The organism is Microbispora sp. KK1-11 (assembly GCF_006874435.1).
Lineage (GTDB): Bacteria > Actinomycetota > Actinomycetes > Streptosporangiales > Streptosporangiaceae > Microbispora > Microbispora catharanthi.
Genome location: NZ_VIRJ01000001.1, coordinates 55,094 through 80,788 on the forward strand (window position 1 = coordinate 55,094; position 25,695 = coordinate 80,788).

A 25,695-nucleotide genomic window follows, 5' to 3' on the forward strand; every position below is an offset into this window, starting at 1 on the left:
GATCCGGACCCGCGGCGGGCCTGAACGGGCCGGCCGGGGGCCCGAAACCGCGATGGGGAGACATCTCGTGACAACCGATGCCGTACGCCGGCACGACCCGGCGAGCCGGACGTTCGCCAGTGACAACTACGCGGGGGTGCACCCCGAGGTCCTGGAGGCGATCGCCCTCGCCAACGGGGGGCACCAGGTCTCCTACGGCGACGACGTCTACACCGAGGCGGTCCGGGGCGTCTTCCGCAGGCACTTCGGCGAGCAGGCCGAGGTGTTCCCCGTGTTCAACGGCACGGCGGCCAACGTCGTGTCGCTGCGCTCGATGTGCGCCCACTGGGAGGCCGTGGTCTGCCCCGAGACCGCGCACATCAACACCGACGAGGGCGGCGCGCCCGAGGTCACCGGCGGGCTGAAGCTGCTGACCGTGCCGACCCCGGACGGCAAGCTCACGCCCGACCTGATCGACCGGCAGGCGTGGGGGTTCGGCGACGTGCACCGGGCGCAGCCCCGGGTCGTGTCGATCTCCAACGCGACCGAGCTGGGCACGCTCTACACCCCGGCCGAGATCAAGGCGATCTGCGACCACGCCCACGAGCTGGGGATGTTCGTCCACCTCGACGGGTCGCGGATCACCAACGCCGCCGCCGCCCAGGACGTGCCGCTGCGCGCCCTGACCACGGACGCGGGGATCGACGTGCTGTCCTTCGGCGGCACCAAGATCGGTCTGATGCTGGGCGAGGCCGTCGTCGTGCTGAACCCGGAGGCGTCGCGCGGCCTGCCGTACCTGCGCAAGACGAGCATGCAGCTCGCCTCGAAGATGCGCTTCGTGTCGGTGCAGTTCGAGGCCCTGCTCGGGGGCGACCTGTGGCTGCGCAACGCCCGTCAGGCCAACGCGATGGCCCGGCGGCTCGCGGACGCCGTACGGGACCTGCCCGGGGTGAGCGTGCCGCGCCCGGTCGAGGCCAACGCGGTCTTCGCGATCCTGCCGGCCGACGTGGCCGACCGGCTGCGCAAGCGGTTCCGGTTCTACAACTGGAACGAGCAGATCGGCGGGGGCATGGTCGAGGTGCGGTGGATGTGCGCCTTCGACACGACCGAGGCCGACGTGGACGCGTTCGCCGCGGCGCTGGCCGAGGAGCTGCGCGCCTAACCGCGGTCCGCGGCCGTCGTCCCGTCGTCGGTCCGGTACGGCGGCCGCGCCCTCTGGCGTCTCCCGTGAGCCGCGGAGAGAGCCTCCTGGCCGGGCCACGCGATGCCGTCGACGGCAAGGAACGGCTCGCCCGCCACGTTCGCCGGGGTCACTCCGGTGAACTCCACGACGTCTCGATGCAGGTGGGACTGGTCGGTGTAGCCGGCCTCCACCGCGACTCGGGCCGCGCTGCCACCCGCGACCAGGCGGTGGGCGGCGTGGTCGAAGCGGACCAGCTTCGCGGCGCGCTTGGGCGGCAGGCCGATCTGCGAGTGGAATCGGGACCACAGGCGCTTACGGCTCCACCCGAGCTCGGCGGCCAGCCGGTCGACCCGGACCAGGCCGCGGCCTCCGGCGATCCGGCGCCAGGCCCAGGCCACCTCCGGGTCCACCGGCGGCCCCGTCTCATGCCGGCGGGCGAGCAGCGCGCCGGTCAACGCGAAGCGATCCTCCCAGGAGGGGACGCCGGCCAGTTGCTCGCGGACCTGTGACGCCTCCCGGCCCCACAGGTCGTCGAGGGCCACCACGGCGCCGTCGAGGTCGGCGGGGGAGACGCCCAGAATCGCGCGTGCGACGACCGGGGACAGGCGCACCTGCACGCACTCGACGTTCTCCCCGCGTGCCCGGACCGCGCCTCCGGACCCGAGTCCGGGCCCGGCGACGAGACTTCCGCGCTGCTGCCGCCCGGCGGCGTAGTCCACGACGGGCGAACCGGCGCCGAACTCCAGCAGCAGCGTCACGGCCGGGTGCGGGACCATCCGGAGCGCGTCCAGGTCGCCGACGCGGAACCCGGCCATGGTGACACCGGCCACGCGGCTGGGCCGCCGCGGGCAGGCGACGTCCCACACGGCCTCACCGTGCACGAATGTCGACACGGCCGCCAGGCTATGCGAGTGCGCATTGACATGCGGGCGGGGAACATTCGTCCAAGACACCGGCGCGCACCCGCGGCCACAGTGGGCGCATGACTGTTTCCGACGGCGAGCGGCATGCGGAAGCCGAGACCACCGAGAGTTCGACGCTGTCCCTGGACGACGGCGACATCCACGTGTGCCAGGACGGCCCACGCGACGCCCCGCCACTCCTGCTGATCCACGGGTCCGCCTCCTCGACCCGCTCGTGGGACTCCTTGGTTCCGCTGCTGACCGGTTCGCATCGCGTCATCCGGATCGACCTGCTCGGGCACGGCCGGTCGGCCAAACCGGCCGGTCCGAGCTACGCGACCCCGGACCAGGGACGCCGGGTCGGCGTGGCACTGGACCGGCTCGGCGTCGAGCGCGCGATCGTGGCCGGTCATTCCAGCGGCGGCGTGGTCGCCACCGCTCTCGCCGAGCAACGACCCGACCTGGTGATCGCGCTCGCGCTCGTCAACACCGGGCCCCGCATGGACGCCTTCATCGCATCGGAGTCCGCAGCGATCGCACCGTCGCAATGGCCGCCGACCGACGAGCAGATCCGCCAGTTCGCGAGCACCGGTTTCAGCCGCGCGGGCTATCGGATCCCCCAGGAGCTTCTGGACGAGGTGCGCATGATGACCTACCACACGCTCACCGCGACGATGCAGGGCGCCCGCGACTACCTGGAGCAACAGGCGCTCCCGGAGCGGCTGACGGCCCTCGGCAAGCCGCTCCTGGTGATCTTCGGCGAGGACGACCGCAGATGGAGATCCTCGTCCGCCGCCGACTACCGGAAGGTTCCGGGAGCGAAGGTCGAGTTGCTGCCCGGTCTCGGGCACTCGCCCATACTCGAGGATCCGGTGCGGACCGCCGGTCCCCTGCTGGCCTTCACCGCGCTCCACGCCGCACGGGCGGACTGAAGGGGCTCGCCGGACCGGCCGGAGAGGGCTAAGGCGCGGGGAGCGGCTGGGCTCCCCGCTTGGCCAGCAGCTCCTTCATCGTGCGGATCTCGGCGTTCTGCCCGTCCACGATGTGCTGGGCCAGGGCGCGCACCTCGTCGCGGTCCGACAGCCTGAGCAGGCCCTCGGCCATCTCCACGCCGCCCTGGTGATGGCGGATCATGAGCTGGAGGAAGAGGACCTCGGCGTCCCTGCCGGTGGCCTGGCGGAGCCGGTTCATCTCCTCCTCCGTGGCCATGCCGGGCATCGTGCCGGGCATCGTGCCGGGCGCCGGGGCGGTCGTGGCCGCCCCGCCGTGCCCGTGCCCGGACATCCAGGCCATCGCCGGGCGGCCGGAGCTCTGGTCGAGGCCCCACTGCTGCAGCCAGCCCATGAAAATTCCACGCTGGGTGCTCTGCGTCGTGATGATGTCGTACGCCAGACTGCGCAGCGCCTGGTCGGAGGTCTTGTCCCTGAGGACGAAGGACATCTCCACCGCCTGCGCGTGGTGGACCCCCATGTCCCTGGCGAAGCCGGCCTCGGGGGAGGTGTCCCCGGGCGTCGCCTGCCTGGTGAAGAACAGCACGAGCGCCGCCGCCGCGAGGAGGACGACGACCAGCCCGAGGACGGGGAGGCGGCGCCGGGCCGGGGGAGCGGTCTCGACCGTGTCGTCCCCTGGGGCGTCGATGTCAGTGCTCATCGCCCACAGGCTACTCGCCACAGCCGTCGCACTGCCCGAAGCAATACCTTTAGCCACTATTCTCCATACGCAGCGGGGGTGTCAGTGATCAGCGGTTGGAGGAGCGATGACCAAGGAGAAGTCGCAGGCGAGGCGTGAGCACCTCGCCCGCATGCGCGCCGAGCAGAAGCGTAAGGAGCGGCGCGCCGCGCTTCTCATGTGGGGGATAGGCGGCCTCGTGATCGTCGTCCTGGTCGCCCTCGTCGCCGTCTACGTGGTCAACGACCGCTCGGCCAAGTCGCTCAGCGCCGTGAAGACCTTCAACTACAAGGGCTCCGACCACTCCTGGAACAAGGTCTCCTACAAGGAGACCCCGCCCGTCGGCGGCCAGCACAACTTCTACTGGCAGAACTGCGGCATCTACGACAAGCCCATCCACAACGAGCACGGCGTCCACTCGCTGGAGCACGGCGCCGTGTGGATCACCTACCGGCCCGACCTGCCCAAGGCCGAGGTGGACAAGCTCAAGAGCCTCGCCTCCGCCGACTACATGCTGCTGAGCCCCTACCCGAACCTGCCGTCCAAGATCGTCGCCAGCTCCTGGAACCACCAGATCGCGCTGGACTCGGCGGACGACCCCCGGCTGCCGGAGTTCGTCAAGAAGTACAAGCAGAACCCGACCACCACCCCCGAGTACGGCGCCTCCTGCTCGGGCGGCATCGGCACCACCGACGAGCAGCCGCTCCCGCCGGCCCAGCAGGAGACGATGCCGAGCACGGCCCCGTCCTCCTGATCCGGACGTCCCCTGGCCGGGTTCAGGGAACCAGCACGCGGTCCACGGGCACGGCCTCCAGCCCGTGGGCCTCGGCCACCGGGCGGCTCGTGAGGTGGCCCTGGTGGGTGCTCAGACCGAGGGCGAGCGCGGGGTCGGCGGTCAGCGCCTCGCGCCAGCCCAGGTCGGCGATCGCCAGCGCGTACGGCAGCGTGACGTTGGTCAGCGCGTACGTCGAGGTGTGCGGCACCGCCCCCGGCATGTTGGCCACGCAGTAGAACACCGAGCCGTGCACCCGGTAGACCGGGTCGGCGTGGGTGGTCGGCCGCGAGTCCTCGAAGCAGCCGCCCTGGTCGATGGAGATGTCCACCAGCACCGACCCCGGCTTCATCCGCGAGACGAGGTCGTTGCTCACCAGGGTCGGCGCCTTGGCGCCCGGCACGAGCACCGCGCCGATCACCAGGTCCGCGTCCACCACCGCCCGCTCGACCTCGTACGCGTTGGACGCCACCGTCTGGCAGCCTCCCCCGAACACGAGGTCGGCGTGGCGCAGCCGGTCGACGTCGCGGTCGAGCAGCAGCACCTGGGCACGAAGGCCCACCGCGACCGCGGCGGCGTTCATGCCCGACACCCCCGCGCCGATCACCGCCACCTTGGCCGGATAGGTGCCGGGGACGCCGCTCATCAGCACTCCGCGCCCGCCGCCCTGGCGCATGAGATGGTAGGCGCCCACCTGCGGCGCCAGCCGTCCGGCGACCTCGGACATGGGCGCGAGCAGCGGCAGCGTGCGGTCGGGTTTCTGCACGGTCTCGTACGCGATGCCGGTCACGCCCGACTCCAGCATGGCCCGGGTGCAGGACTCCGAGGCGGCGAGGTGGAGATAGGTGAACAGCACCTGCCCCTTGCGCATCCGGTGGTACTCGTCCGGCACCGGTTCCTTGACCTTCAGGATCAGGTCGCCCTCGGCCCACACCTCGTCCGCCGTGCCGAGGATGACGGCCCCCGCCGCGGCGAAGTCCTCGTCCGGGATCGCGGACCCCAGCCCCGCGCCCTTCTCGACGAGGACCCGATGACCTTTGCGTACGAACTCGTTGACCCCCGCGGGTGTGAGCGCGACCCGGTACTCGTGCGTCTTGATCTCTCGGGGAACTCCCACCTTCATGCTTTCACTGTCTGCTCCCAACGCCTGTGTGGCCATCGGGCAACGGGCAACCATTTGGCGGATATTCATGACAAATTGTCAATAAAAGAGCGTGTTGAGCGTTCCATGGCCGGCCGGTTACCCGCAGTTGGCAGACCTCGGTAGGCTCTGCGAGCGGTGTAAGGGATCGAGGTGGGAATGCACAACGCGCCCGTGCCGGGAGACGAGGAGCCCGGCCCGCGCCCTGGCGGCCTGACATCGGGAGCCGGGACGTCTCCCATGCCGGAGCCGGTCGGCCCCGAGGACCGCGGCGGCGTGCCCGCCGAGACGTCCGGCGGGTGGGGCGGCTGGTTCGGCGACACGTCCGGCGCGTCCGGTGCCACGGGAGAGACGGCCGTCCTGCCCGCCGCCGGCGGCGGACCGGGTGACACGTACGGCGTGCCCATGGGCGGGCCCGGCGACCCCGGTGGAGGCCCCCTGGCACCCGCCGTGCCCGGTGGGCCCGGTGGGCTCGCCGATCCGCTCGCTGATCCACTCGGTGGCCCGGGTGGTGCGCGGGGTGAGCGTGGCGGGCTCGGCGGGTTCGACGACCCGCTCGGTGTGCGCGGTGAGCCGCCGGGCGGGCTCGACGATCCGTTCGGTGACACGATCACTGGGCCGGTCGCTGTGCCGGGTGAGCCCGGTGGGCCTGCCGGGCCCGCTGATCCCCTCGGCATGCCGGGCGGATTCGGCGGCCCGGGTGACCCTCTCGGCGTGCCCGGTGGGCCCGCTGATCCCCTCGGCGTGCCCGGTGGGCCGGGTGACCCGCTCGGGGTTCCCGGCGAACTCGGTGGCGTGCCCGGTGTCGCCGACGCTCCCGCCCTGCCCGGTGAGCCGGTGGAGCCCGCCGCGCCCGGGATGCCGGGCGCACCCGATGGCACGGCCGCGGGCGGGGTCGCGGAGCCGGGTGACGGGCCGTCCGCCCCCGCCGGGCCCAAGGAGCCGAGGGCGGCCAGGGGGACGACGATCGCCCTCGTCGTGGCCCTCGTGCTGGTGGTCGTCATGTCCGGCGTCCTCGGTGCCGTCGCCGTGGTGATGACCCGCAACCCGGACGCCCCGCCGCTCAAGCAGACGCCCGTACGCACCCTGCTGACGCCCGTGCACTTCGCCCCGGTCACCGGGGTGGGGCCGGCGCCCTGCGCCGGAACGGACGCGATCCCGGACGACAAGGGCACCTCCTGCTATCAGCTCGACCCGGGGGTCACGGTCACGACCGTGCAGAAGATCGAGGAGGTGACGGATAACGACGGCACCTACTCGATCAGGCTCGTGCTGTCCCCCTCCAGCCAGGAGCAGATCGCCGCGCTCACCCGTGAGACGGTCAAGCAGCAGCTCGCGATCGTGGTGGGGGAGAAGGTGGTGGCCGCCCCGCGGGTGGCCCAGGAGATCACCCAGGACAGCCTCGGCATCGCGGGCTTCGACAAGACCCAGGCCGACGCGATCATGGCGCTGCTGACCGGGTCCACCCCCGCGAGCCAGCCGAACCCGGCCGCCTCACCCGCCGCCACCGGCGCCGGCCAGCCCGGCGGCACACAGCCCGGCGGCACGCAACCGGGCGGAACCCAGCAGGGCGGCACGCAACCGGGCGGCACCCAGACCGGTGGTACGCAGCCGGGCGGCACGGTGTACGAGGGCGGCCAGCCTGGCGGGTCGCAGACGGGCGGCACACAGCAGGGCGGCGGCACACAGCAGGGCGGCGGCACACAGCAGGGCGGCGGCACACAGCAGGGCGGCGCGCAGCCCACCCTTGAGGGGTTCCAGTGAGCGCGCATCACGGCCAGGACCGCCGCTCCCGGACCTGAGCCGGGCGGCCGGTGCGACCTTCTCATGGTGATCCAGGTCCTGGATCACCATGGGTGGGGCGACGGGTTCGGGTCAGCCGATGATCGCGATCCCGGTAAGGTCGCTGTCATGCAGCGTATGACCGGTTTGTTGATAGGTGCGGTTTTCGGGACCGTCTTCGTGTTCGTGAACTCGCAACCACCCCTCGGTCATGCTCTCGCCCTCGTCCTCAGGATCGCCGCGGCCGTCGCCCTGGCCGGGGTCGTCGCCATGTGGTTCATCGCCGTCGGGCGCGCCAGGTCCACCGGGGCCGAACCCGGCATCGGGGGAGGCGGTGAGGCCGGCAAGATGTTCGGCGCCGGCTTCGCGGTGGTCGTCGTGATCGAAGCGGTCGCGCTGTTCGGCGGCATCGCGGTGCTGCGCGCCCTGGACCGCCCCGAGGAGAGCAACGTCGCCTGGATCGCTCTGGTCGTCGGTGTTCATTTCGTCGCCCTCGGGCCGATCTGGAGGGACCGGTCGATCATGGTGCCCGGTGCGGTCCTCACCGTGCTCGGGGTCGCCGGGCTCGTCATGACCGCCACCTCGGCCGTGGCCTGGGTGCCCGTGGTCGGCGGGGTGCTGTCCGGTGTGACGCTGCTGGCCGGATGCCTGGCCGCGGCGGGGCGCGGCCTGGCCGCCCAGCGGTCCCTCGCCTCTGGCGGACGCCGGTGACGGTCCCGGGCGGCCCGTCGCGAGGGCGGCAGCGGCCGGTGCAAGCCGGGGTCAATCCGGGTGCAAGCAGATCCCGGTAACGTACGGCGCGTGTCAGCACGATGGTTGCGAGGCGCGGCCGCCACGGCCGCGACCGCCGCGTTCCTGGTCCCCGCCTCTTCGCTCGCCGCCGCCCCGGCTCTCGCGCACACCGCGCAAGCCCCCGCACAGGCTTCCGACCGGGCGTCCGCGCACGGCACGACCGCACCGGCGGCCGTCGCCAAGAAGCTGTTCAGCGCCTGGCTGCGCGCGGACCGCCACGCGGCATCCCGGGTCGCCACCGCGGGGGCCGTCTCCACGCTCTTCTCCTACCCCTTCCGGGCCCCGGACGAGTTCGCGGGCTGCTCGGGCAACGCCTGCCGGTTCGTCCACACCAGCGTGCGCGTGCCGGGCGGGCTCGACGGCGTCCTGATGGTCGTCTCGGGCTCGAAGGTCACGAAGGTGTACGAGTCCCGTCATCTCACGAAGCCGTCCGCCGCCGCCAAGTACCTGTTCGACGCCTGGCGCGCGGGCGACCGCAACCGGGGCCTGGAGATCGCCACGACCACGGCGGTCAAGACGCTGTTCCGGACGAAGTACGACCCGAAGGGCGTGAAGTACTTCTTCCAGGGCTGCAGCTCCGAGCCGAAGGGCTACGGCTGCGCCTACTCCTACGAGGGCGGCGGCATGTTCATGCACGTGCGGGGCGCGAAGAGCCGCGGCTACGAGGTGACCTCGATCGGCTACATCGCCGACTGATCCGGTGGGGCTCAGCCGGCGACGGGCGTGAGCGCGATGTCCTCGGGCCGGATCGGGACGCGGGGGAGAGCCAGCCCGGTCGCGGCCCTGACCGCCGCGGCCACCGCCGGGGTCGACGACAGCGTGGGCGGCTCGCCCGCGCCCCGCAGGCCGTACGGCGCGTGGGGGTCGGGGTTCTCCAGTACCGACAACCGCATGGGCGGCATGTCGAGGATGGTCGGGATCAGATAGTCGGTGAACGAGGGGTTGAGCACCCGGCCGTCCCTGACCTGGATCTCCTCCATCAGCGCCAGGCCCAGGCCCTGCGCGGACCCGCCGTGGATCTGCCCTTCCAGGGCCAGCGGATTGAGGATCTTCCCGACGTCCTGCACGGCGGCCAGTTCGACGACTCTGACCAGGCCGAGCTCGACGTCCACGTCGACCACGGCCCGGTGCACGCACAACGCGAGCTGCGTGTGGGAGTCGCCCTGGCCGGTGACGGGGTCCATGGGGAACGTGGGCCGGTGGCGGTACTCCCGCGTCTCCTCGACCGGCCCGAACCGATCGAGCACCTCCTCCAGCGACAGCTCCGGATGCGCCGCCCGCAGCGCGTCGAGGCGCGCCCGCACCGCCTCGCAGGCCGTCTTGACCGCCCCGCCCGTGACGTACGACTGGCGGGAGGCCGAGGAGGACCCGGCCGAGCCGACCGCGGTGTCCGCCGGGGCGATCGTGACCCTGGCGATCCCGAGCTCTGTGCGCGCGATCTGGGCCTGGACGGTGACGAGCCCCTGGCCCACCTCGGCGGCGGCGGTGTGCACGAGCACGTGCGGCTCGTCCCCGGCGAGCTCGACCCGCACCCGGGCCGTCGAGTAGTCGTCGAAGCCCTCGGAGAAGCAGATGTTCTTGATACCGACGCCGTAGCCCACGCCGCGCCGCACGCCCTCGCCGTGCGTCGTCTGCGCGACGCCGCCCGGCAGGAGGCGCAGGTCGGGCTCGTCCGCCGGCTCCGGCGGCAGCGGCATCGCGGCCAGCTCCCCGAGCATGTCCGCGAGCGGCACGGGGCTGTCGATCACCTGCCCGGTGGCCAGGCGCGACCCCTGCGACACCGCGTTGCGGACGCGGATCTCGACCGGCGACAGCCCGCAGGCCGCCGCGAGCCGGTCCATCTGCGACTCGTACGCGTAGCACGCCTGGACCGCCCCGAACCCGCGCATCGCCCCGCAGGGCGGGTTGTTCGTGTAGACGCCGTAGGCGTCGATCCAGACGTTGCCCACCTCGTACGGGCCGACGCCGAGCGAGGCGGCGTTGCCCACCACGGCGGGGGTGGACGAGCAGTAGGCCCCGCCGTCGAGCAGGATCTCCGCCTTGACGTAGACGAGCCGCCCGTCGGCCGTGGCGCCGTGCTCGTAACGCATCCGCGCCGGATGCCGGTGGACGTGGCCGAAGAACGACTCCTCGCGGCCGTACACCATCTTCACCGGGCGGCCCGTCCGCAGCGCCAGCATCGAGGCGTGGACCTGCATCGACAGGTCCTCCCTGGCGCCGAACGCGCCCCCGACCCCGGCGAGCGTCAGCCGCACCTTCTCCTTCGGCAGGCCCAGGCAGGGCGCCACCTGGTCCTGGTCGACGTGCAGCCACTGGGTGGCGACGAACAGGTCCACCCCGCCGTCCTCGGCGGGCACGGCCAGGCCCGATTCCGGCCCGAGGAACGCCTGGTCCTGCATGCCGACCTCGTACTCGCCGGTGACGACCACCTCGGCCTCGAAGGTCCCGCCGACCCTCACCGGCTGGTGCCGTACGAGGTTCCCCTCGGGGTGGACGGCGGGACAGGACGGGTCGAAGGCGGCCCGGCGGGGGTCGGTCACCGCCTCGCGCTCCTCGTACCGCACGACGATGGCGGCGGCGGCGCGGCGCGCGGTCTCCGGATGGTCGGCGGCCACGATCGCCACGGGCTCGCCCTGGTAGCGGACCTGGTCGACGGCGAGCACCGGCTGGTCGCGCCGCTCCAGCCCGTGGAACTTCTCCCCGGGCACGTCCTCGTGCGTCAGCACGGCGAACACGCCGGGCATCGCGAGCGCCGGACCGACGTCGACGGAGCGGATCCACGCGGACGGGTGCGGGCTGCGCAGCGTCGCGCCCCAGAGCATGCCCTCAAGCCACAGATCCGAGGAGTACGCGAACTCTCCGGTCACCTTCAGCGTGCCGTCGGGGCGCGGCGCGCTCTCACCGAGGCCCGAACGCGTCCCGGTCCTCGTCGGCTCGCCCGCCGTCTCCTCAGTCGCCATCCGCCGCTCCATCGTCGTAGTACAGCAACCGGATGGCGGCGGGGCCTATCGGCGCGGCGATGAAACCCGGGGACGGGCGTAGTCGATGCTTGTAGATATCTCCAAATACGCTGTCTGTCGTGCTGTTGCATGATCTGCTCGCGGCCCGGGAACTGCGGCTCACCCTGCTCACGGGCGACGAGCGGCTGGACCGCGAGATCGAGGGCGTGCTCATCACCGACCTGCCCGATCCCCGGCGCTACCTGTCGGGCGGCGAACTGGTGCTGACCGGCCTGATGTGGCGCCAGTCGCCCGACGACTCCGCCCGGTTCGTGGACGCCCTGGCCGAGGCGGGCGTGGCCGCGCTCGGCGCGGGCGACGCGCGGCTCGGCACGGTCCCGGACGACCTGGTGGAGGCGTGCAGAGCACGCGGGCTGCCGCTGCTCGAAGTGCCCGTCGAGGTGTCGTTCGGAGCCGTCACCGAACTCGTCGGCAGGCGCGTCGCCGCCGCCCAGGCGGGCGACCTGCGCGGCGCCCTCGGGCGGCACCGCAGGATCGTCGCGGCGGTGGCAGAAGGGGCCGGGCTCGGCGAGCTGTTCGCCCTGGTCGAGGCCGAGCTCGGTGTCACGGCCGCGGTCGTGTCCGCCTGCGGCGCGGTCGTCGCGGGCGCGCTGCCCGAGGAGCAGGCCGTACGGCTGGCCCGCGACTACCTCGCCGCCGTCCGCCTGCCGGTCGTCGTGGACCGCGGCGGGCCGTTCACGGTGTTCGCCGTGGACCGATCGCAGCGGGCCGCCGGCTGGGCCCTGGTCTGCAGGGGCGAGGTCGACGTGGAGATCGGCTACGAGCTGGCGGCGTGCGTCGCGATGGAGCGGACGCGGGCGGAGGAGGGCCGCCGGGTGGAGCGCCGGCTGGCCGAGCAGCTCATCGCCCTGGCCTGCGCGGGCGGCGACCTCGCGGAGCTGTCGGCCCGGCTGCGGACGTGCGGCATCGACCCGGCCGAGCCGTACGCGGTGGTCGCCGCCACGGCGAGCAGGCGCGGGGCGACGGAGGGACCCGACCGCGCCCTGCTGGGCGGTCAGGTGGTGGAGGAGCTGCTGGACCGCGGGGTGGTGGCCGCCGCGGGCGCCGACGCGTCTGTGGCGCTGGTCCCTCTGCGCGACGACACCCCCTGGGGCGATCGCGAGGCACTCGCGGCGCTGCTGCGCGCCCGTACGGCGGTGCTCGCCGGCGGGCTGCCCTCGATCACGGTGTCGGCCGGGCTGAGCGGCGCGCTGACCGGGCCGCAGGCCATCCGGGGCGGGGTGGAGGAGGCGGGCCACGCCCGGCGGATGGCCGAGGCGCGTGGCGGGGGAGTGGTCACCAGTGACGAGATCTACACGCACGCGCTGCTGCTGGCGACCGTGCCCGGCGACGTGCGGTCCTCGTTCGCCGGACGGCTGCTCGGGCCGTTGTTCGACTACGACCGGCGGCACGGGGCCGAGCTCGTGCGCACGCTCGGCGCGTTCCTCGACTGCACGGGATCGTGGAACGCCTGCGCCGAGCGGCTGCACGTGCACGTCAACACGGTCCGCTACCGGATCAGACGGGTGGAGGAACTGACCGGCAAGGATCTGTCGTCGATGGCCGACCGCGTCGACCTCTTCCTCGCCCTCCGCGCCGGCTAGCCCTCCGCGCGGGTCAGCCGGCTGATCAGCGCATCCTTGGTCGCGACCTGTCCCATCTTCGCGGCGAGCACGCACAGGGCCGCGCGCTGCAGAGGAGGTCCGAGGTCGACGCTCAGCCGTCGCGCCACGCGGCCAGGGGCCCGAGCAGCCGCAGGCGGCAGGGTGAGTGGTCGGACGCTTTACGCTCATTCGCGCTATCCATACGTCTTAACTCCACCTGGTAACGGCGTAGATGCATTCTGTGGGTCACTGCGATCGGGTGAAAACGCGCTCCCGGGCCGGTGCACACGATGAGTCGCCACTGCGCTCCTCGCCACTGCACCTCGGCGGTTCCCCAAAACTGCGGCGTCGCGATGTCATCCCCGTGTCGCCGGTCGTCGGGCACGCCGTCGGGCCCGTTCCGGCAGAGCATCAAATATGCCATCCTCCATCTAGATATCGTCTGGATGCTTCAGATAATGCGCCGGTTCCCGTTGGCCCGGAATCTTCTACTCACCGGTAAGCCCAACCGCCTCCTTCGAGCTGCTCGGATGCCCCAAGGGGAGTTGCGGGTCGCGATTGCGGGGAGACCCGGTTCCGCAGCCGGGAGTGATGCCCGGCGAACGCGGTCCCAGTGGGAAACGCGCCGCCGGGGCGCGTGCCACCGCCCGCCCTGACCCCGCTGACCTGCTCTGATCCCGAATCGGCCGGTCGTTCGTCGTTCTCATCGGCCTCGGATGGGGGCCGCCGGCCGTACGGACGCGAGCGCGGGACGGAAGGCTCCGCGCAAACGGGCCCGTTCACCCGTTGTATGACGGTCCGGTGTGCCCGACGCTTTCCTGTCGGGATTGCGGACCGGCCAGCCGGCCGCCTTCAAGGATTAGGTCGGCGGTCGCCTCCGGTGTTCTCGTGAAGGCCGGCGTCAGCGGAATGCCGGGAAGCCTCTCGAATCGACGCCGGCCCCCACCGGTAATTTGAGATCGCAACCGTTCGATGTGCTTGCAAACGGGAAAGGCGTCAACGCCGGTTGCGGGATTCCAATTCCTGGGGCGGCTCCTTGTCGGAAATCGCGACCCGGACTGTGAGCGGCGTCTGCCGACGACACCGGCTCCGTTCCCCGCTGATCAATCGTCTGCCGCCTGGCCCGTATCAGGTGGACGGCCGGTCCCCGGCGGCGGGGTCGTCCGCCGAGGACGGCGACGTCCTGCTCCGACCGGTGGCCACTGGCTCAGCAGCAGCTGGGATCGAAGGTGGCGTATTGGCGGTCGGAAGACGCGGCAGCGCCGTTGGCCGTAGCATTGCCACCAACGGTCACAAGGGCCAAAATCAGGGCGGTAAGTAGATACGAGGCTGGGCGGCGCACGGTGGATCTCCCATCAGCTCAGATTGCCGGGCCTACAATATTTCAGGAGTTGCCAATGGCCGCGCAAGATCTGGTCGGACAGCGCATCAAGGCGATACGGCGGCAGCGCGGGCTCTCGCAGGCGCAGTTGGCGCATCCTGAACTTTCCGACAGTTACGTATCACTGATCGAGAGCGGCAAGAGGACGCCGACGCCGGCTGTTCTCGAGCTGCTCGCCCAGAAGCTCGACTGCTCGCTCACCTACCTCGTCAACGGCGTGACCGCCGAGCAGATGGAGGATCTGGAGGTCGGCCTGAGCTTCGCGCGGATGGCGCTCGAGAACGGTGAGGTCGCCGAGGCCCGCCGCAGGTACGCCGAACTGCTCGCGGACAACAACCTGATTGGGCTCACCGCGCTCCGGGTGGAGGCCCGCTACGGGTATGCCCTGGCCCTGGAGGCGTGCGGCGAGCTCGGTGAGGCGATCTCGGTCCTCAACGAGCTCAACGGCTCCGAGACAGAGGCGATGCCGCAGGAGCGCAAGATCGCCGTGGCGCTGGCGCTGTGCCGGTGCCACCGTGAGCGGGGCGACTTCTCCGCCGCCGTGCAGGTGGGCGAGCAGGCGCTCGCCACCTTCGCGCGCAGCGGCTGGAACGACGAGCTGGTCGAGCTCGGCGCCACCCTTCTGACGGCGTACATGGTGCGCGGCGACCTGCTGCGAGCGGGCCACTTCGCGAACGAGCTGCTGGCCGCGGCCGAGACTCTCGGCACCCCGAGGGCGACGGTGGCGTCGTGCTGGAACACGGCGCAGGTGGTGGAGAAGACCGGCCACGGCGAGGAGGGCATCGCGCTCCTTGAACGGGCGCTCGCCTACCAGTCCGAGAACGGCGAGCCCCGTAATCTCGCACGTGTACGTACGGCGTACGCGGCGATGATGCTCCGGGTTCGTCCGGAGGAAGCGGAGAGGGTGCGCGAGCTGCTCCTGCGGGCCCAGCGGGAGTTGGAGGCCTCGGCAAGCAGCACCTTCGACCGTGCGCGGTGCTCCAGTGTCCTCGCGTGGGCGGAACTCGTGCTCGACCGTCCGGACAAGGCGGTGGAACATCTCCGGGACGCGATGACGCACCTCCAGCACACCAAGAGCGGCCTTCTGCCCGCCTCCAACGTCCTGTTGAGCCAGGCGTACTTCCTGCTCCACCAGGACGGGGACGCGGCCGCGGCGCTCGACTTGGTCACCGGCTGGCTGGAGGACGCGCCGCAGACCCTGAAGGCCGCCGAGGACTGGATGAACGTGGCGGAGATGCGGCGGCGGATCGGCGATGACGAGCAGAGCGTCGCCGCGTACCAGCGCGCGCTGGCCTGCGCCGGGCTCTGACCGCGCCGACAGGCAACGGGCTCATAGGTATCGCTCTGCCGGGCCCGGAGGCTGATCGCCTCCGGCCCGGCTCGCGTCCAGCTCTCATGGACCGCGAGGACGAGTCCGGGAACCGCGGGCGGATCGATCGGCCCATGGCCGCCCGCCGCACCGAGTGGCGGTGTGGAGGCCGCGGCGTGATCAGGCGTGTCCTCGGGTTATCCCCAGTCTCCCGATGCGAGGTATGGACCGGACCCCCGCGTCGGTAGCCTGGGAGGTGCCATGAAGAGACCCTTCCTCGCCGCCTTCGCCGCGCTTGTGGCGGCTCTCCTGCTGTGTGCCGCGCCTGCCCTGCCGGCTCAGGCGCACACCTCGCTCAAGAGTAGCGACCCGCAGAAGAACGCCCAGGTCAAGACCTTGCAAAAGGTCACGCTCGAGTTCGCGGACTCCGTTCAGTTCCCGGTCGTGATCGTCCGCGGCGAGGACGGCAAGCGCTATGAGAAAGGCGACCCGGTCGTCGACGGGCCCAAGGTCACCGAGGCGGTGACCGAGCCTGTTCCCCCGGGTCGCTACACGATCGCCTGGCGCGTGGTCTCTCCCGACGGGCATCCGCTCGAGGGGGAGATCCCGTTCACCGTGGTCGGCGACCAGTCCGTGGGGGCGGCGACCTCGGCCGCCGCTCCCGGCGACACCTCCTCCTCGTCCGCGCCGGCGGCCGCCGCGCCCGCGACGGCACTGGCACCTGCGGCGCAGGCCGATGACGGCGGGCAGAGAGGCGTTCCCGGGTGGATCTGGGCGGTGATCTTCGGGATCGCCGGCGTCGGCATCGGGATGTTCCTGAGCCTGCGGAAGAAGCCGTGAACAGGGCGGTGCGCCTGACCGCCGCGGCGCTCTGCGCGGCCGTCGGCGCACTCGTCATCGCGATGGTGCTCGGCGGCGCCGCGACGCCGCGGATCATCCCCGGCCTGCCCGACGAGGGCACCCTGACTCGCTGGATGCTGCCGCTGTCGAAGCTCGCGATGGACGTCTCCGGCGTCCTGACCGTCGGGCTGCTGGCCGCGGCCGCGGCCTTCCTGCCCAACGACAAGGGCCTGCTCGGCAAGCAGGCGCAAAGTTACGTGAAGGGCGCGTCGTGGTCCGCGCTGGCCTTGGCGGTCGCCGCGGCGGTGGCGCTCGTCTTCAGCCTGTCGGAGACCCTCGGCGCGCCGGTGGGGCAGATCCTCGCAGGCAACGAGCTCACCAGCTACGCCAGCCAGGTGCCGCAGGGCATCGCGCTGACCCTGGTCGTGCTGTTCGCCGTCGCCATCGCGCTGTTCGCCCGGGGCGCGATCACGGCGGGCGCCGCCGGGGGGCTGCTGGTCTTCGCGCTCGTGACGCTGCTGCCGCCCGCGCTCACCGGGCACTCCTCCTCCTCGCCCAACCACGGGCTGGCCACCACCTCGGTGGCCATGCACCTGCTCTTCCTGGCCCTGTGGGTGGGCGGTCTCGGGGTGGTCTCCGTGCACGCGCTGCGCGGGCGGCCGCTCCTGGACGTCGCCGCCGCGCGCTTCTCCCGGATGGCGCTGTGGTGCTTCGCCGGGGTCGGCGTCTCCGGGCTCGCCGCCGCCGCCTCGCGCCTCACCTCGGTCGGCGAGCTGTTCACCTCGAACTACGGCCTGCTCCTGCTGGCCAAGATCGTCGCGTTCGCCGTGCTCGGGTTCGTCGGCTGGCGTCACCGCGGCCGTACGCTGCCGAGGCTGTCGGCGGGGGAGCCGCACGCCTTCCTCCGCCTCGCCCTCGGCGAGGTCCTGCTGATGGCGGCGACGATCGGCCTGGCCGTGGCGCTGTCGCGGACCGCCCCGCCGCCCGTCGACACGCCGGTCGACCGGGCCTACGAGCTGCTCGGCTACCTGGTTCCGCCGCCGGTGACGCTCGCGAACCTGCTGACGCTGTGGTGGTTCGACCTGTTCTTCGCCGTGCTCGCCGTCGTCATGGCCGGTCTGTACGGCGCGGGCGTCGTGCGACTGGCCCGCCGGGGCGACCGGTGGCCGCGGGGCCGCACGGTCAGCTGGTACCTCGGCGTCGTCATCCTCGTCCTCAGCACGCAGAGCGGCGTGGCGCGTTACTCGCCCGTGCTGTTCAGCGTGCACATGACCGAGCACATGATCCTGTCGATGCTGGTCCCGATCTTCCTGGTGCTCGGCGCGCCGGTCACGCTGGCGCTGCGCGCGCTCAAGCCCGCCGCCCGCCGGGGCGACCGGGGACCACGCGAGTGGATCACGGTGATCCTGCACAGCAGGGTCCTGAAGTTCGTCAGCCACCCCGCGATCGCGACCGCGATCTTCGTGGTGTCGACGTTCGCCCTGTACTTCACCCCGTTGTTCGCCGCCGCCATGGAGGAGCACCTCGGTCACATCGCGATGACCGTGCACTTCCTGCTGAGCGGATCTCTGTTCTTCTGGGTGATCATCGGCGTGGATCCGGCGCCGCACAAGCTGCCCCACGTCGGGCGGCTGCTGCTGCTCATGGTGACCATGCCGTTCCACGCGTTCTTCGGGATCGCTCTGATGAGCATGGGCACGGTGCTCGCGGCCGGTTACTACGACCAGCTCGGGCGCACCTGGGGCGCCTCCTCGCTGACCGACCAGCAGGCCGGCGGCGGAATCGCCTGGGCCTTCGGTGAGATCCCCACGCTGATCGTGCTGCTCGCGCTCGGCTTCCAGTGGTGGCGCGACGACGAACGCGTCGCGCGCCGGGCCGACCGCCGGGCCGACGCCGCGGCGGCCAAGTCCGGCGGCACCGGAGACGCGGAGCTGGACGCCTACAACGACTACCTGGCGAAGTTGAACAGGCGCGACAGGGCCGTCGAGTAGGCCGCCCGCGCCGGTGGTCCGTGCCGCCGGCGATCGTCTCCCGCCGAGACCCGCGGCCTGGCGGAACCCACGCGACGCCTCACGGAGACCACGCGACGCCTCGCGGAAACCACGCGGCGCCTCGCCGGAGCACCGGCGAAGCGCCACGGCGCCGCTCCGGAGCTCCTACGGCAGGGTGAGGATCTCGTGACCCGTCTCGGTCACCACGATCGTGTGCTCGAACTGCGCGGTCCGCTTGCGGTCCTTGGTCACCGCGGTCCACTTGTCGGGCCAGATCTCGTAGTCGATCGTGCCGAGAGTGAGCATCGGCTCGATCGTGAACGTCATCCCCGGCACCAGGGTCACCGACAGCGAGGGGTCGTCGTAGTGGGGGACGATGAGCCCGGAGTGGAACGAGGTCGCGATGCCGTGCCCGGTGAAGTCGCGGACGACGCCGTAGCCGAAGCGCTTGGCGTACGCCTCGATCACCCGGCCGACGATGTTGAGCTGGCGGCCCGGCGCGACCGCCTTGATCGCCCGCATCATCGCCTCGTGGGTCCGCTCGACCAGCAGGCGGGACTCCTCGTCGACCTCCCCGACCAGGAAGGTGGCGTCGGTGTCGCCGTGCACGCCGCCGATGTAGGCGGTGATGTCCACGTTGACGATGTCGCCGTCGCGCAGCACGGTGTCGTCCGGGATGCCGTGGCAGATCACCTCGTTGATCGAGGTGCACAGCGACTTCGGGTAGCCGCGGTAGCCGAGCGTCGAGGGGTAGGCGCCGTGGTCGCAGAGGAACTCGTGCCCGATGCGGTCGAGTTCGTCGGTCGTCACGCCGGGGGCGACGTGCTTGCCGACCTCCTCGAGCGCCTGCGCGGCGATCCGGCCCGCGATCCGCATCTTCTCGATGGTCTCGGAGGTCTGGATGTCGCTGTCGCCCTTCTTGGGCTCGGCCTTCCCCACGTACTCGGGCCGGGGGATGTGGGCGGGAACCTTACGGATGGGCGAGATTCGCCCGGGGCGGAGCAGCGTGGTCATGCGGCCAAGTCTAGTTGCGCGTCAAGGGGGCACGATTAAGGACGTGAGCGATCAATGGTGGTTCTGCCTGAAGCACATGAGCGTCGAGCCCGAGAAGGGCTGCCCGAACAAGGACCGGCTGGGTCCCTACGACTCCCGCGACGCCGCCGCCCACGCCCTGCAGACGGCGGCCGAGCGCAACGAGCGCTGGAGGGAGCAGGACAAGGATTGGGACGACTGACCCCCTGAGCCCATCCCCGGCCCTCCGGTAGCTCTCCCCGGGCCCGGTTGGGTTCTCCCTGTCGCGACCCCCGGAGGGTCAGCGTGCCCTGGCTCAGCGGCCCGGCTCAGCGCGCCCTGGCTCAGCGCGCCCTGGCTCAGCGCGCCCTGTCTCATCGTGCGGGGGCCGGGGCGGGCTCTGCCGCGTGCCGTCGGGCCGTCGCGCGGCGGGCGACGAGCCGCCCGAGCGTCCACACGCCGATGCCGCTCCACACCAGGTTGAGGATCGCCGAGGGCCAGGCCGAGTGGTACGCGCTGTTGATCATCAAGGTGGCCGCACCGCCGAAGTTGAGCAGCTGGTAGGGCAGCCCGTCCGCGGACATCCTGCCGGACGACACCATCGCGTACGCGAACAGGAGGACGACGGCGCCCGCGGTGCCGATGATCGTGATGAAGGTGGACATCAGGACGGTTCGCCGTCCATGGAAATGCTCATGCCTCGATGATCTGCCCCCGGAGAATGAAGAGCAAGTGAAGGATTCTTAACTCGAACGTAAGATCTGCTGCATGGATATCGACCCGCGGCGACTGCGGATCCTGCACGAGGTGTCCCGCAGAGGCGGCGTCATGAAGGCCGCGCAGGCGCTGCACCTCACGCCCTCGGCCGTCTCACAGCAGCTGGCCCAGCTCGAGCGGGAGGTCGGCCTCGCGCTGTTCGACCGGTCGCAGCGCAGGGTCACGCTGACCCCGGCCGGGCGGGTCCTGGCGGCGTACGCCGAGCGCATCGAGGAGCAGCTCGCCGAGGCGAGGCACGAGCTCAACCGCTTCGCCGAGCGGCTGTCCGGGCCGGTCACGATCGCGGCGTTCCCCACCGTGATCCGGCATCTACTCGTCCCCGCGCTGCGCGAGCTGGCCGTACGGCACCCGCGGATCACGCCCGTCATCCACGAGCTGTTCGGGCCGGGCGCGGTGCAGGAGCTGCGCCTCGGCGGCGTGGACCTGGTCGTGACCGAACGCGACATGAGCCAGCCGGCCGCGTCGCTGCCGTCGATGTCCCGGCACCGCCTCCACGACGACGAGTACCGCATCGTCGCCCCGCCGTCGTGGGACGAGGTGCCCGCCACCGTCGCCGACCTCGTGGACCTGCCGTGGGTGGCCGGAGTGCCGGACCAGGCGTGCGGGCAGGCGCTCGAACGGCTCGCCCAGCTCCACGGGTTCGTCCCGCGCCGCGTGCACCTGATCGCGGAGTTCCCGCCGGTGCTCGGGCTGGTGTCGGCGGGGCACGGAGTGGCGATCGTGCCGTCGCTGGCGCTGCTCGACGTGCCGCCGGGCGAGGTGGTCGTCACCGGCATCCGCGGCGTGGGCAGCCGCAGGATCGAGGCGCTGACCCGGGTGAGCCGTACGACGTCGGGGGAGCCCGACCCGATGCAGGCCGTGGTGATCGAGGTGCTGCGCGAGGCGGCCGAGGCGGTGGACCGGCGGGTACGCGAGCTCAGCCGCGCGCCGCTCGGCTCGCCCGCGTCCTGACCGCCGCCGGACGCCGGCCCCCTCAGTCGCTCACGTGGGGGCCGGTGATCCGTTCGGCCAGGCGGGCGAGGCGCTCCCGCAGGCCGAGCCGCCGCACCTCCCCGGCGGCGCTGCTCACCAGGTGCTGCGCCGCGTCGAAGCTCAAGGCGGCCCCCTCGGCGGGCACGGCGATCGCGTCGTGGGCCAGGGCCTCCAACTCGGGGTCGCCGCCGTCGACGGCGAGGATCGTGGCGCCGGTGCGGCGGGCGTCGTCCACGCGCTCGAGCAGGGGCACGGGGGCCCGTTGCTCGGCGACCACGAAGAGCGTCTCGCCCCTGCCCGCGGTCCGCAGGCGCTCCATCCCGACCCGCAGGTGGGCGGGCGCGCCCGGCGGCGGCGCCCAGCGGACGAGCGTGGGGGAGAGCTGGGCGAGCCCCGACAGCCGGGCCTCGTCCGCGAGGTGGGCGGTGACGTGCCACGGCTCGTCCTCGGGGGTGCCGACGACGAGGAGCCCCCCGGGCGACCGGGTGGCCCGCAGGGCCAGGCCGAGCTCCCGGGTGCGTTCGAGCCATCCGGTGGAGGCGAGCACCTCGCGCAACAGGTTCACCGATGCGGCGTCCATGACCGTCATGGTGCCTGACATGAGCGCGTGAAGTCCCGCCAATTGGGTCCTTGACACACCGTTACTGCCAGGTAACGATCAGCCCACGGCGCCGATCCTGGAACGTGATCCAACAGCCGGAAGGCGGCTTTATGAAGCTTCGCGTTCGTGCCACCCTGTCCATGATCGGGGCTCTCCTCCTGCTGCCCGCACTGGGCGGCACCGCACGCGCGACCTCCGCCGGGGACGTCGTCGACGCGAGCCGTACGACGGTCTACCTCGTGCCAGGCAAGTTGCTGGAGGTGCCGGTGAAGGCCTGGCACCTCCGCTACCGGTCCACCTCCGCCACCGGAGAGCCGAACGTCGTCTCGGGCACCCTGCTCGTGCCCGACTCCCCGTATCCCCTCGGCAGGCGGCCCATCGCCGGGTACGCGGTCGGCACGCACGGCATGGGCGACCAGTGCGCCCCGTCGGCCGCCATGGCGAACGGCACCGAGGCCGAGCTCGCCATCGTGAGCCTGATGCTGCTCAAGGGCTGGGCCGTCGCGATGACCGACTACGAGGGTCTCGGCACGCCGGGCGACCACACGTACATGGCGGGCCTGTCGCAGGGGCACGCCGTGCTCGACTCGATCAGGGCGGCGACGCGGGTGCCGGGCGCGAACCTGTCCGGCAGCGCTCCCGTCGTGGTCATGGGCTACTCGCAGGGCGGGTCGTCGGCGGCCTGGGCCGCCCAGCTCCAGCCGTCGTACGCGCCCGAGCTGCGGCTCAAGGGCGTCGCGGCGGGCGGGGTGCCGGCCGACCTGCGGGCCGTGGCCGACCACCTGGACGGCACCGGCGACTTCGGGCTCGCCGCGGCCGCCGGCATCGGGCTGGACGCCGCCTATCCCGAGCTGCACCTGGACGGCTACCTGACCCCCGAGGGCGCGGCGCTGTTCGGCGACGCCCGTGACGACTGTGTGAGCGACCTGCGCACCAAATTCGGCGGGCGGCGGCTGGCGGAGTTCACCACGGCCGACGTGATGAACCTGCCGGACTGGCGGGCCCGCCTCGCCGAGAACCGCCTCGGCGCGTCCGCGCCGCGGGTGCCGTTGTTCCTCTACCACGCCAAGGGCGACGAGATCATCCCGTACGAGGTGGGCAAGACCCTGCGGAAGGAGTACTGCGCTCAGGGCGCTAACGTCCTGTGGACCGGCCTGCCGGCCGGTAGCCACGTGCTCGGCGCGGTCGAGGGCGCCCCGCTGGCGGTCGCCTGGCTGGCCACCCGCGTCGCCGGTCTCCCCGCGATCCCGAACTGCTGACGACGACGGGCAGCGACGCGGGCAGGCTGAGCGTGGGTTCGTCGTCGCGGTGCTCCCGTCGGCGGGTCGGATCATCGGCACGGTGATGAGCCGTCAGGGAAACCTTGAACCGGAGCGTCGGGGATATCCTGTTCCTCACGTCACGACCGGGACCTCGCCCGACTCGGCCGGACGTGAGACGCGTGAACGACCGTGTAGGCCGATACCTTCTCGGGCTCTCCCACCGGCCGGCCATCCACCTCCACCCAGGCGTGAGCGGTGAACGGGTGCATCGCGAATCCGGCGCGCCAGTCGGGGGCGCTTCCCCGGAGGCGGCACAAGATCACGACGGCCACCGAACGTTGGAGGCATCCCTGCCCGGTGCAGCGCGGGCTCAGCGCGCACACCACGTTCCGCGCTTCACCGGCCTCCGTCGCCGACGCGTGAGCGGCGCCTCGGCAAAGGCGCGTCAGCACGGCGGCAAGACGATCTGGGGAAAGCAGGATCAACAGCCGCGCGACGGTGATGGCCAGGCGCGCTTGAGCCCGGTACTTGACCGGATGGACCGTTTCCAACGTGATCAGTCCGAAGAGTCGGCGCGAATGAGGCGCGCCTCGACAAGAGCCGCGACCAACTGGTCGATGTCGGCTTTCACCCGCAAGCGATCGATGTCATGAGTTTGAGCGATCGACTCGACCACTTCGGTGGCTGTGTCGCCGTCGAGCAGGCGTTTCAGCATCAGAAGTGCGGTGCCGTTGATGCGCCAGTAGGCCGCTTTACGCCCGGTCCCGACCAGGATCGCTTGCCCGTCGACTTCCTGGAGCACAATTCCCTTGTTCAATTGGATAGCCACGATGTTCCCTTATTTGTCGTGAAGATGGAGACGGGCGATCAATCGACTCCACGCAGCCATCGCTCCGCGGTGACCAACTTCTCAAGTTCAAGTAGCCCGATGTCGGATGCCGCTGGTTCAGCCAGAATCGGCTCGATCAAATCTCGCTGAACGAGGTCGCGCTCCACCAGACGGCTGTCCTTGAACTCGACGAGGAGCTTGTCCCGGCGGGCTCGATGCTCGGCGTAGATATCCGAGGTGAAGTCTCCCCGGCCTCTCTTGTCGTAGAAGCCGCTTGGCGCGATTCCGTTCATCGTGGCCGCCAGCAGCGGCTTGTCGACAGAGTCGCTGATCCGGGCGGATGCTGGAGCGCGGAGCACCGCGCGCACGACGCGGCTGTCGGTGAAGGGCGCGCACCAGCGAATGTCGTACTGGCTGTACACCTCGGAGAACTGCCGGAGTATCTTGCCTTGAAAAGCGACCGACTCCACGGTCTGGTGTGCGAGCGGGTCGCGGCCCAAGGGCTCGGGCACCGACGTGGCCGCCTCGGAGAACGCCCGAACGATAAGGTTTCTCGCCTTGGTCGTGATCCAACGGGGGAGAACCACCGGTGGAAACCAGGAGTACGCGTCCTCGGGCCGCGAGGGGGCATCGTGTGCGATCGAGGCAGCGACACGCAGAAAATAGCTCTGATAGCTCTCCCGGGATGACGCGCCCCTGAGAAGCGGAACAAGACGCTGCTTCTGCGTGAGTTGGAATCTGCGCATACGCCTCAAGGCCGCCACGGCATTCTCGCGCCACAGAGCCCGGAACAAGCCGGGAACCACGTCGAAGAGTTCGTCGCCGCCGAGGCCGGTGAAGTGAACGTGAGCCCCGGTCCGGCAGACCTCGTCCGCCAGGAGGTCGAGGTAGCCGCGGGAGGCGGCCCAGACAAGAGGACCTTCGGCGATGGAGGCCGGGCTCGGGTCGGGATCCAGGTCGAACGCCGTGCTCTGTTCGGCCAGCGGCGGGAACTCGTGCAGGGGCAGCCGGAGGTCTCGGGCAACCTCGCGGGCACGGGTCGTCTCGTCATTCCATGAGCTCATGGACGACGTTCTGTAGGTCGTGAATTCCACGTCCAGGTCCGCGAGCAGGAAACAGAGGCTCGTCGAGTCCAGGCCGCCGGACAGGTCCGCACTGACGCGCCTGGCGCCGCTGTGTATCGCTCCGCCGGCCGCTTCACGGAGCGACGCGCGAACAGCGTCGGCCGACGACGCGAAGTCTTCGCCCGAAGCCGGAGGAGCCCACCATCGCACTGGCCGAGCCGACCCCCGCGCGTCGATCCGCAACCACTCGCCGATGCCCAGCGAGCACAGGCCAAGCCACGGTGTTCGCGGAGCGAACGCGTGGATGGGCAGTGCCTTCACCAGGGAGAGTGCAAGCCACGTCTCATCGACCTGGGGCTGTGTCATCTCCCTCAGCACACGCGGGCTGTTGGAGGCCAGCGCGACACCGTGGACGATGCCCCAGAACAGCTGCCTCTGCGTGCTCAACGAGCCTTGCAGACGCTGCTGCCCGTTGGCTGAGACAAGGAGGAAGCTGTGTAACGTCAGGCTCTTAGCGATGTCGTCGACGCGTGCGCTCGTCGAGAGGCCGTCGACTTCGGCCGCGACGACAGGGGCGCTGTTCGCTTCGGGAACGGCGATCCTCGTTCCGTCCGCCAGGTCCCGGACCGCCCAGTCCGACAGATCATCCGTGAGGATCCAGGGCCTTCCCGAAGGATGCCGGACGACATCCGGCTCGACATCCCAGCCGAGACGGCCGGCGATGTGGTGATCGAGGTCTCGGTCCGGTAAAGCCAGAAACTTCACGTGACGTCACCCAACCATTGGAGTTCCAGTTGCGTCCTCGGCGAGCCGACCAGGCGAATGCGCGGGTGAGG

At 71.3% G+C, this 25,695-nt stretch carries 24 protein-coding genes; 13 read left to right on the plus strand and 11 right to left on the minus strand.

Features of this window, described 5'->3' with window-relative positions; genetic code table 11:
• Positions 1–52: 52 nt before the first annotated feature.
• Positions 53–1,141 carry a low specificity L-threonine aldolase gene (locus FLW16_RS00250; protein ID WP_142556453.1) on the plus strand — a complete coding sequence of 363 codons (1,089 nt, stop codon included), beginning with the start codon at positions 53–55 and terminating at the stop codon, positions 1,139–1,141.
• Here FLW16_RS00250 and FLW16_RS00255 read toward each other — a convergent pair.
• Positions 1,138–2,055: an AraC family transcriptional regulator gene (locus FLW16_RS00255; RefSeq protein WP_142556454.1), complete on the minus strand. Its 918-nt coding sequence runs from the start codon at positions 2,053–2,055 to the stop codon at positions 1,138–1,140. The two genes, FLW16_RS00250 and FLW16_RS00255, sit on opposite strands and share 4 nt — an antisense overlap.
• An 89-nt stretch (positions 2,056–2,144) precedes the next feature.
• On the opposite strand from FLW16_RS00255, the gene FLW16_RS00260 reads away from it, so the two are divergent.
• Positions 2,145–2,996 (plus strand): alpha/beta fold hydrolase, encoded by an 852-nt coding sequence (locus tag FLW16_RS00260; protein ID WP_142556455.1) that lies wholly within the window; start codon positions 2,145–2,147, stop codon positions 2,994–2,996.
• Positions 2,997–3,024: 28 nt separating this feature from the next.
• On the opposite strand, the gene FLW16_RS00265 is transcribed toward FLW16_RS00260, so the two are convergent.
• Positions 3,025–3,714, minus strand: a complete 690-nt coding sequence (locus FLW16_RS00265) for a DUF305 domain-containing protein (RefSeq protein ID WP_142556456.1) — start codon at positions 3,712–3,714, stop codon at positions 3,025–3,027.
• Positions 3,715–3,820: 106 nt separating this feature from the next.
• Here FLW16_RS00265 and FLW16_RS00270 point away from each other — a divergent pair, with 106 nt between their 5' ends.
• Complete coding sequence (locus FLW16_RS00270; RefSeq protein ID WP_142556457.1) at positions 3,821–4,486, plus strand: DUF3105 domain-containing protein; 666 nt, start codon at positions 3,821–3,823, stop codon at positions 4,484–4,486.
• Between the two features lie 22 nt (positions 4,487–4,508).
• On the opposite strand, the gene ald is transcribed toward FLW16_RS00270, so the two are convergent.
• Positions 4,509–5,627 carry an alanine dehydrogenase gene (gene ald, locus FLW16_RS00275; RefSeq protein ID WP_142556458.1) on the minus strand — a complete coding sequence of 373 codons (1,119 nt, stop codon included), beginning with the start codon at positions 5,625–5,627 and terminating at the stop codon, positions 4,509–4,511.
• Positions 5,628–5,804: 177 nt separating this feature from the next.
• Here ald and FLW16_RS00280 point away from each other — a divergent pair, with 177 nt between their 5' ends.
• From FLW16_RS00280 to FLW16_RS00290, 3 genes are all read left to right on the plus strand, one after another.
• Complete coding sequence (locus tag FLW16_RS00280) at positions 5,805–7,409, plus strand: SecDF P1 head subdomain-containing protein (RefSeq protein ID WP_396684859.1); 1,605 nt, start codon at positions 5,805–5,807, stop codon at positions 7,407–7,409.
• A 204-nt stretch (positions 7,410–7,613) separates the two neighbouring features.
• Positions 7,614–8,138 (plus strand): hypothetical protein, encoded by a 525-nt coding sequence (locus tag FLW16_RS00285; protein WP_260614713.1) that lies wholly within the window; start codon positions 7,614–7,616, stop codon positions 8,136–8,138.
• Positions 8,139–8,228: 90 nt separating this feature from the next.
• The gene (locus FLW16_RS00290; RefSeq protein WP_142556461.1) at positions 8,229–8,915 is read left to right on the plus strand and encodes a hypothetical protein; all 687 of its coding nucleotides are present in this window, start codon (positions 8,229–8,231) and stop codon (positions 8,913–8,915) included.
• Between the two features lie 11 nt (positions 8,916–8,926).
• Here the strand turns inward: FLW16_RS00290 and FLW16_RS00295 are convergent, their stop codons facing one another.
• Positions 8,927–11,179 (minus strand): molybdopterin cofactor-binding domain-containing protein, encoded by a 2,253-nt coding sequence (locus tag FLW16_RS00295; protein ID WP_142556462.1) that lies wholly within the window; start codon positions 11,177–11,179, stop codon positions 8,927–8,929.
• A gap of 119 nt (positions 11,180–11,298) precedes the next feature.
• On the opposite strand from FLW16_RS00295, the gene FLW16_RS00300 reads away from it, so the two are divergent.
• On the plus strand, positions 11,299–12,822 hold the full coding sequence (locus tag FLW16_RS00300; protein ID WP_142556463.1) for a PucR family transcriptional regulator: 1,524 nt from the start codon (positions 11,299–11,301) through the stop codon (positions 12,820–12,822).
• On the opposite strand, the gene FLW16_RS44865 is transcribed toward FLW16_RS00300, so the two are convergent.
• Positions 12,819–12,950 carry a hypothetical protein gene (locus tag FLW16_RS44865; RefSeq protein WP_260614714.1) on the minus strand — a complete coding sequence of 44 codons (132 nt, stop codon included), beginning with the start codon at positions 12,948–12,950 and terminating at the stop codon, positions 12,819–12,821. The two genes, FLW16_RS00300 and FLW16_RS44865, sit on opposite strands and share 4 nt — an antisense overlap.
• Before the next feature lie 1,269 nt (positions 12,951–14,219).
• On the opposite strand from FLW16_RS44865, the gene FLW16_RS00305 reads away from it, so the two are divergent.
• From FLW16_RS00305 to FLW16_RS00315, 3 genes are all read left to right on the plus strand, one after another.
• Positions 14,220–15,512: a helix-turn-helix domain-containing protein gene (locus FLW16_RS00305; protein ID WP_142556464.1), complete on the plus strand. Its 1,293-nt coding sequence runs from the start codon at positions 14,220–14,222 to the stop codon at positions 15,510–15,512.
• Between the two features lie 261 nt (positions 15,513–15,773).
• Complete coding sequence (locus FLW16_RS00310) at positions 15,774–16,352, plus strand: copper resistance CopC family protein (protein WP_142556465.1); 579 nt, start codon at positions 15,774–15,776, stop codon at positions 16,350–16,352.
• The gene (locus tag FLW16_RS00315; protein ID WP_260614716.1) at positions 16,349–18,343 is read left to right on the plus strand and encodes a bifunctional copper resistance protein CopD/cytochrome c oxidase assembly protein; all 1,995 of its coding nucleotides are present in this window, start codon (positions 16,349–16,351) and stop codon (positions 18,341–18,343) included. Before FLW16_RS00310 ends, FLW16_RS00315 begins: the two co-directional genes overlap by 4 nt.
• Before the next feature lie 165 nt (positions 18,344–18,508).
• Here FLW16_RS00315 and map read toward each other — a convergent pair whose 3' ends face one another.
• Positions 18,509–19,357: a type I methionyl aminopeptidase gene (gene map / locus FLW16_RS00320; protein WP_142556466.1), complete on the minus strand. Its 849-nt coding sequence runs from the start codon at positions 19,355–19,357 to the stop codon at positions 18,509–18,511.
• 43 nt (positions 19,358–19,400) lie between these two features.
• Here map and FLW16_RS00325 point away from each other — a divergent pair, with 43 nt between their 5' ends.
• The gene (locus tag FLW16_RS00325) at positions 19,401–19,577 is read left to right on the plus strand and encodes a hypothetical protein (protein ID WP_260614717.1); all 177 of its coding nucleotides are present in this window, start codon (positions 19,401–19,403) and stop codon (positions 19,575–19,577) included.
• Positions 19,578–19,728: 151 nt separating this feature from the next.
• Here FLW16_RS00325 and FLW16_RS00330 read toward each other — a convergent pair whose 3' ends face one another.
• Positions 19,729–20,019, minus strand: coding sequence for a hypothetical protein (locus FLW16_RS00330; RefSeq protein ID WP_142556467.1), 291 nt, complete (start codon positions 20,017–20,019; stop codon positions 19,729–19,731).
• 103 nt (positions 20,020–20,122) lie between these two features.
• Between FLW16_RS00330 and FLW16_RS00335 the strand changes: the two genes are divergently transcribed.
• Positions 20,123–21,082 carry a LysR family transcriptional regulator gene (locus tag FLW16_RS00335; RefSeq protein WP_142556468.1) on the plus strand — a complete coding sequence of 320 codons (960 nt, stop codon included), beginning with the start codon at positions 20,123–20,125 and terminating at the stop codon, positions 21,080–21,082.
• Between the two features lie 22 nt (positions 21,083–21,104).
• On the opposite strand, the gene FLW16_RS00340 is transcribed toward FLW16_RS00335, so the two are convergent.
• The gene (locus FLW16_RS00340; protein WP_185949185.1) at positions 21,105–21,683 is read right to left on the minus strand and encodes a hypothetical protein; all 579 of its coding nucleotides are present in this window, start codon (positions 21,681–21,683) and stop codon (positions 21,105–21,107) included.
• A 131-nt stretch (positions 21,684–21,814) separates the two neighbouring features.
• On the opposite strand from FLW16_RS00340, the gene FLW16_RS00345 reads away from it, so the two are divergent.
• Complete coding sequence (locus tag FLW16_RS00345; protein WP_142556469.1) at positions 21,815–22,963, plus strand: lipase family protein; 1,149 nt, start codon at positions 21,815–21,817, stop codon at positions 22,961–22,963.
• A gap of 140 nt (positions 22,964–23,103) precedes the next feature.
• Here the strand turns inward: FLW16_RS00345 and FLW16_RS00350 are convergent, their stop codons facing one another.
• The 3 genes from FLW16_RS00350 to FLW16_RS00360 are packed head-to-tail and all read right to left on the minus strand — an operon-like array spanning position 23,104 to position 25,624.
• The gene (locus FLW16_RS00350; RefSeq protein ID WP_221890826.1) at positions 23,104–23,517 is read right to left on the minus strand and encodes a lasso peptide biosynthesis B2 protein; all 414 of its coding nucleotides are present in this window, start codon (positions 23,515–23,517) and stop codon (positions 23,104–23,106) included.
• Positions 23,518–23,522: 5 nt separating this feature from the next.
• Positions 23,523–23,795, minus strand: coding sequence for a PqqD family peptide modification chaperone (locus tag FLW16_RS00355; RefSeq protein ID WP_185949186.1), 273 nt, complete (start codon positions 23,793–23,795; stop codon positions 23,523–23,525).
• A gap of 38 nt (positions 23,796–23,833) precedes the next feature.
• Positions 23,834–25,624 (minus strand): asparagine synthase-related protein, encoded by a 1,791-nt coding sequence (locus tag FLW16_RS00360; protein WP_142556471.1) that lies wholly within the window; start codon positions 25,622–25,624, stop codon positions 23,834–23,836.
• Positions 25,625–25,695 lie beyond the last annotated feature (71 nt).

Bases quoted from the DNA above. Each gene is read 5' to 3' on its own strand.
- FLW16_RS00270 (WP_142556457.1), top strand. From the start codon at position 3,821: ATGACCAAGGAGAAGTCGCAGGCGAGGCGTGAGCACCTCGCCCGCATG.
- FLW16_RS00305 (WP_142556464.1), top strand. From the start codon at position 14,220: ATGGCCGCGCAAGATCTGGTCGGACAGCGCATCAAGGCGATACGGCGG.
- ald (WP_142556458.1), bottom strand. From the start codon at position 5,627: ATGAAGGTGGGAGTTCCCCGAGAGATCAAGACGCACGAGTACCGGGTC.
- FLW16_RS00345 (WP_142556469.1), top strand. From the start codon at position 21,815: ATGAAGCTTCGCGTTCGTGCCACCCTGTCCATGATCGGGGCTCTCCTC.
- FLW16_RS00280 (WP_396684859.1), top strand. From the start codon at position 5,805: ATGCACAACGCGCCCGTGCCGGGAGACGAGGAGCCCGGCCCGCGCCCT.
- FLW16_RS00250 (WP_142556453.1), top strand. From the start codon at position 53: ATGGGGAGACATCTCGTGACAACCGATGCCGTACGCCGGCACGACCCG.
- FLW16_RS00295 (WP_142556462.1), bottom strand. From the start codon at position 11,179: ATGGCGACTGAGGAGACGGCGGGCGAGCCGACGAGGACCGGGACGCGT.
- FLW16_RS00330 (WP_142556467.1), bottom strand. From the start codon at position 20,019: ATGTCCACCTTCATCACGATCATCGGCACCGCGGGCGCCGTCGTCCTC.
- FLW16_RS00310 (WP_142556465.1), top strand. From the start codon at position 15,774: ATGAAGAGACCCTTCCTCGCCGCCTTCGCCGCGCTTGTGGCGGCTCTC.
- map (WP_142556466.1), bottom strand. From the start codon at position 19,357: ATGACCACGCTGCTCCGCCCCGGGCGAATCTCGCCCATCCGTAAGGTT.
- FLW16_RS00260 (WP_142556455.1), top strand. From the start codon at position 2,145: ATGACTGTTTCCGACGGCGAGCGGCATGCGGAAGCCGAGACCACCGAG.
- FLW16_RS00265 (WP_142556456.1), bottom strand. From the start codon at position 3,714: ATGAGCACTGACATCGACGCCCCAGGGGACGACACGGTCGAGACCGCT.
- FLW16_RS00335 (WP_142556468.1), top strand. From the start codon at position 20,123: ATGGATATCGACCCGCGGCGACTGCGGATCCTGCACGAGGTGTCCCGC.
- FLW16_RS00340 (WP_185949185.1), bottom strand. From the start codon at position 21,683: ATGGACGCCGCATCGGTGAACCTGTTGCGCGAGGTGCTCGCCTCCACC.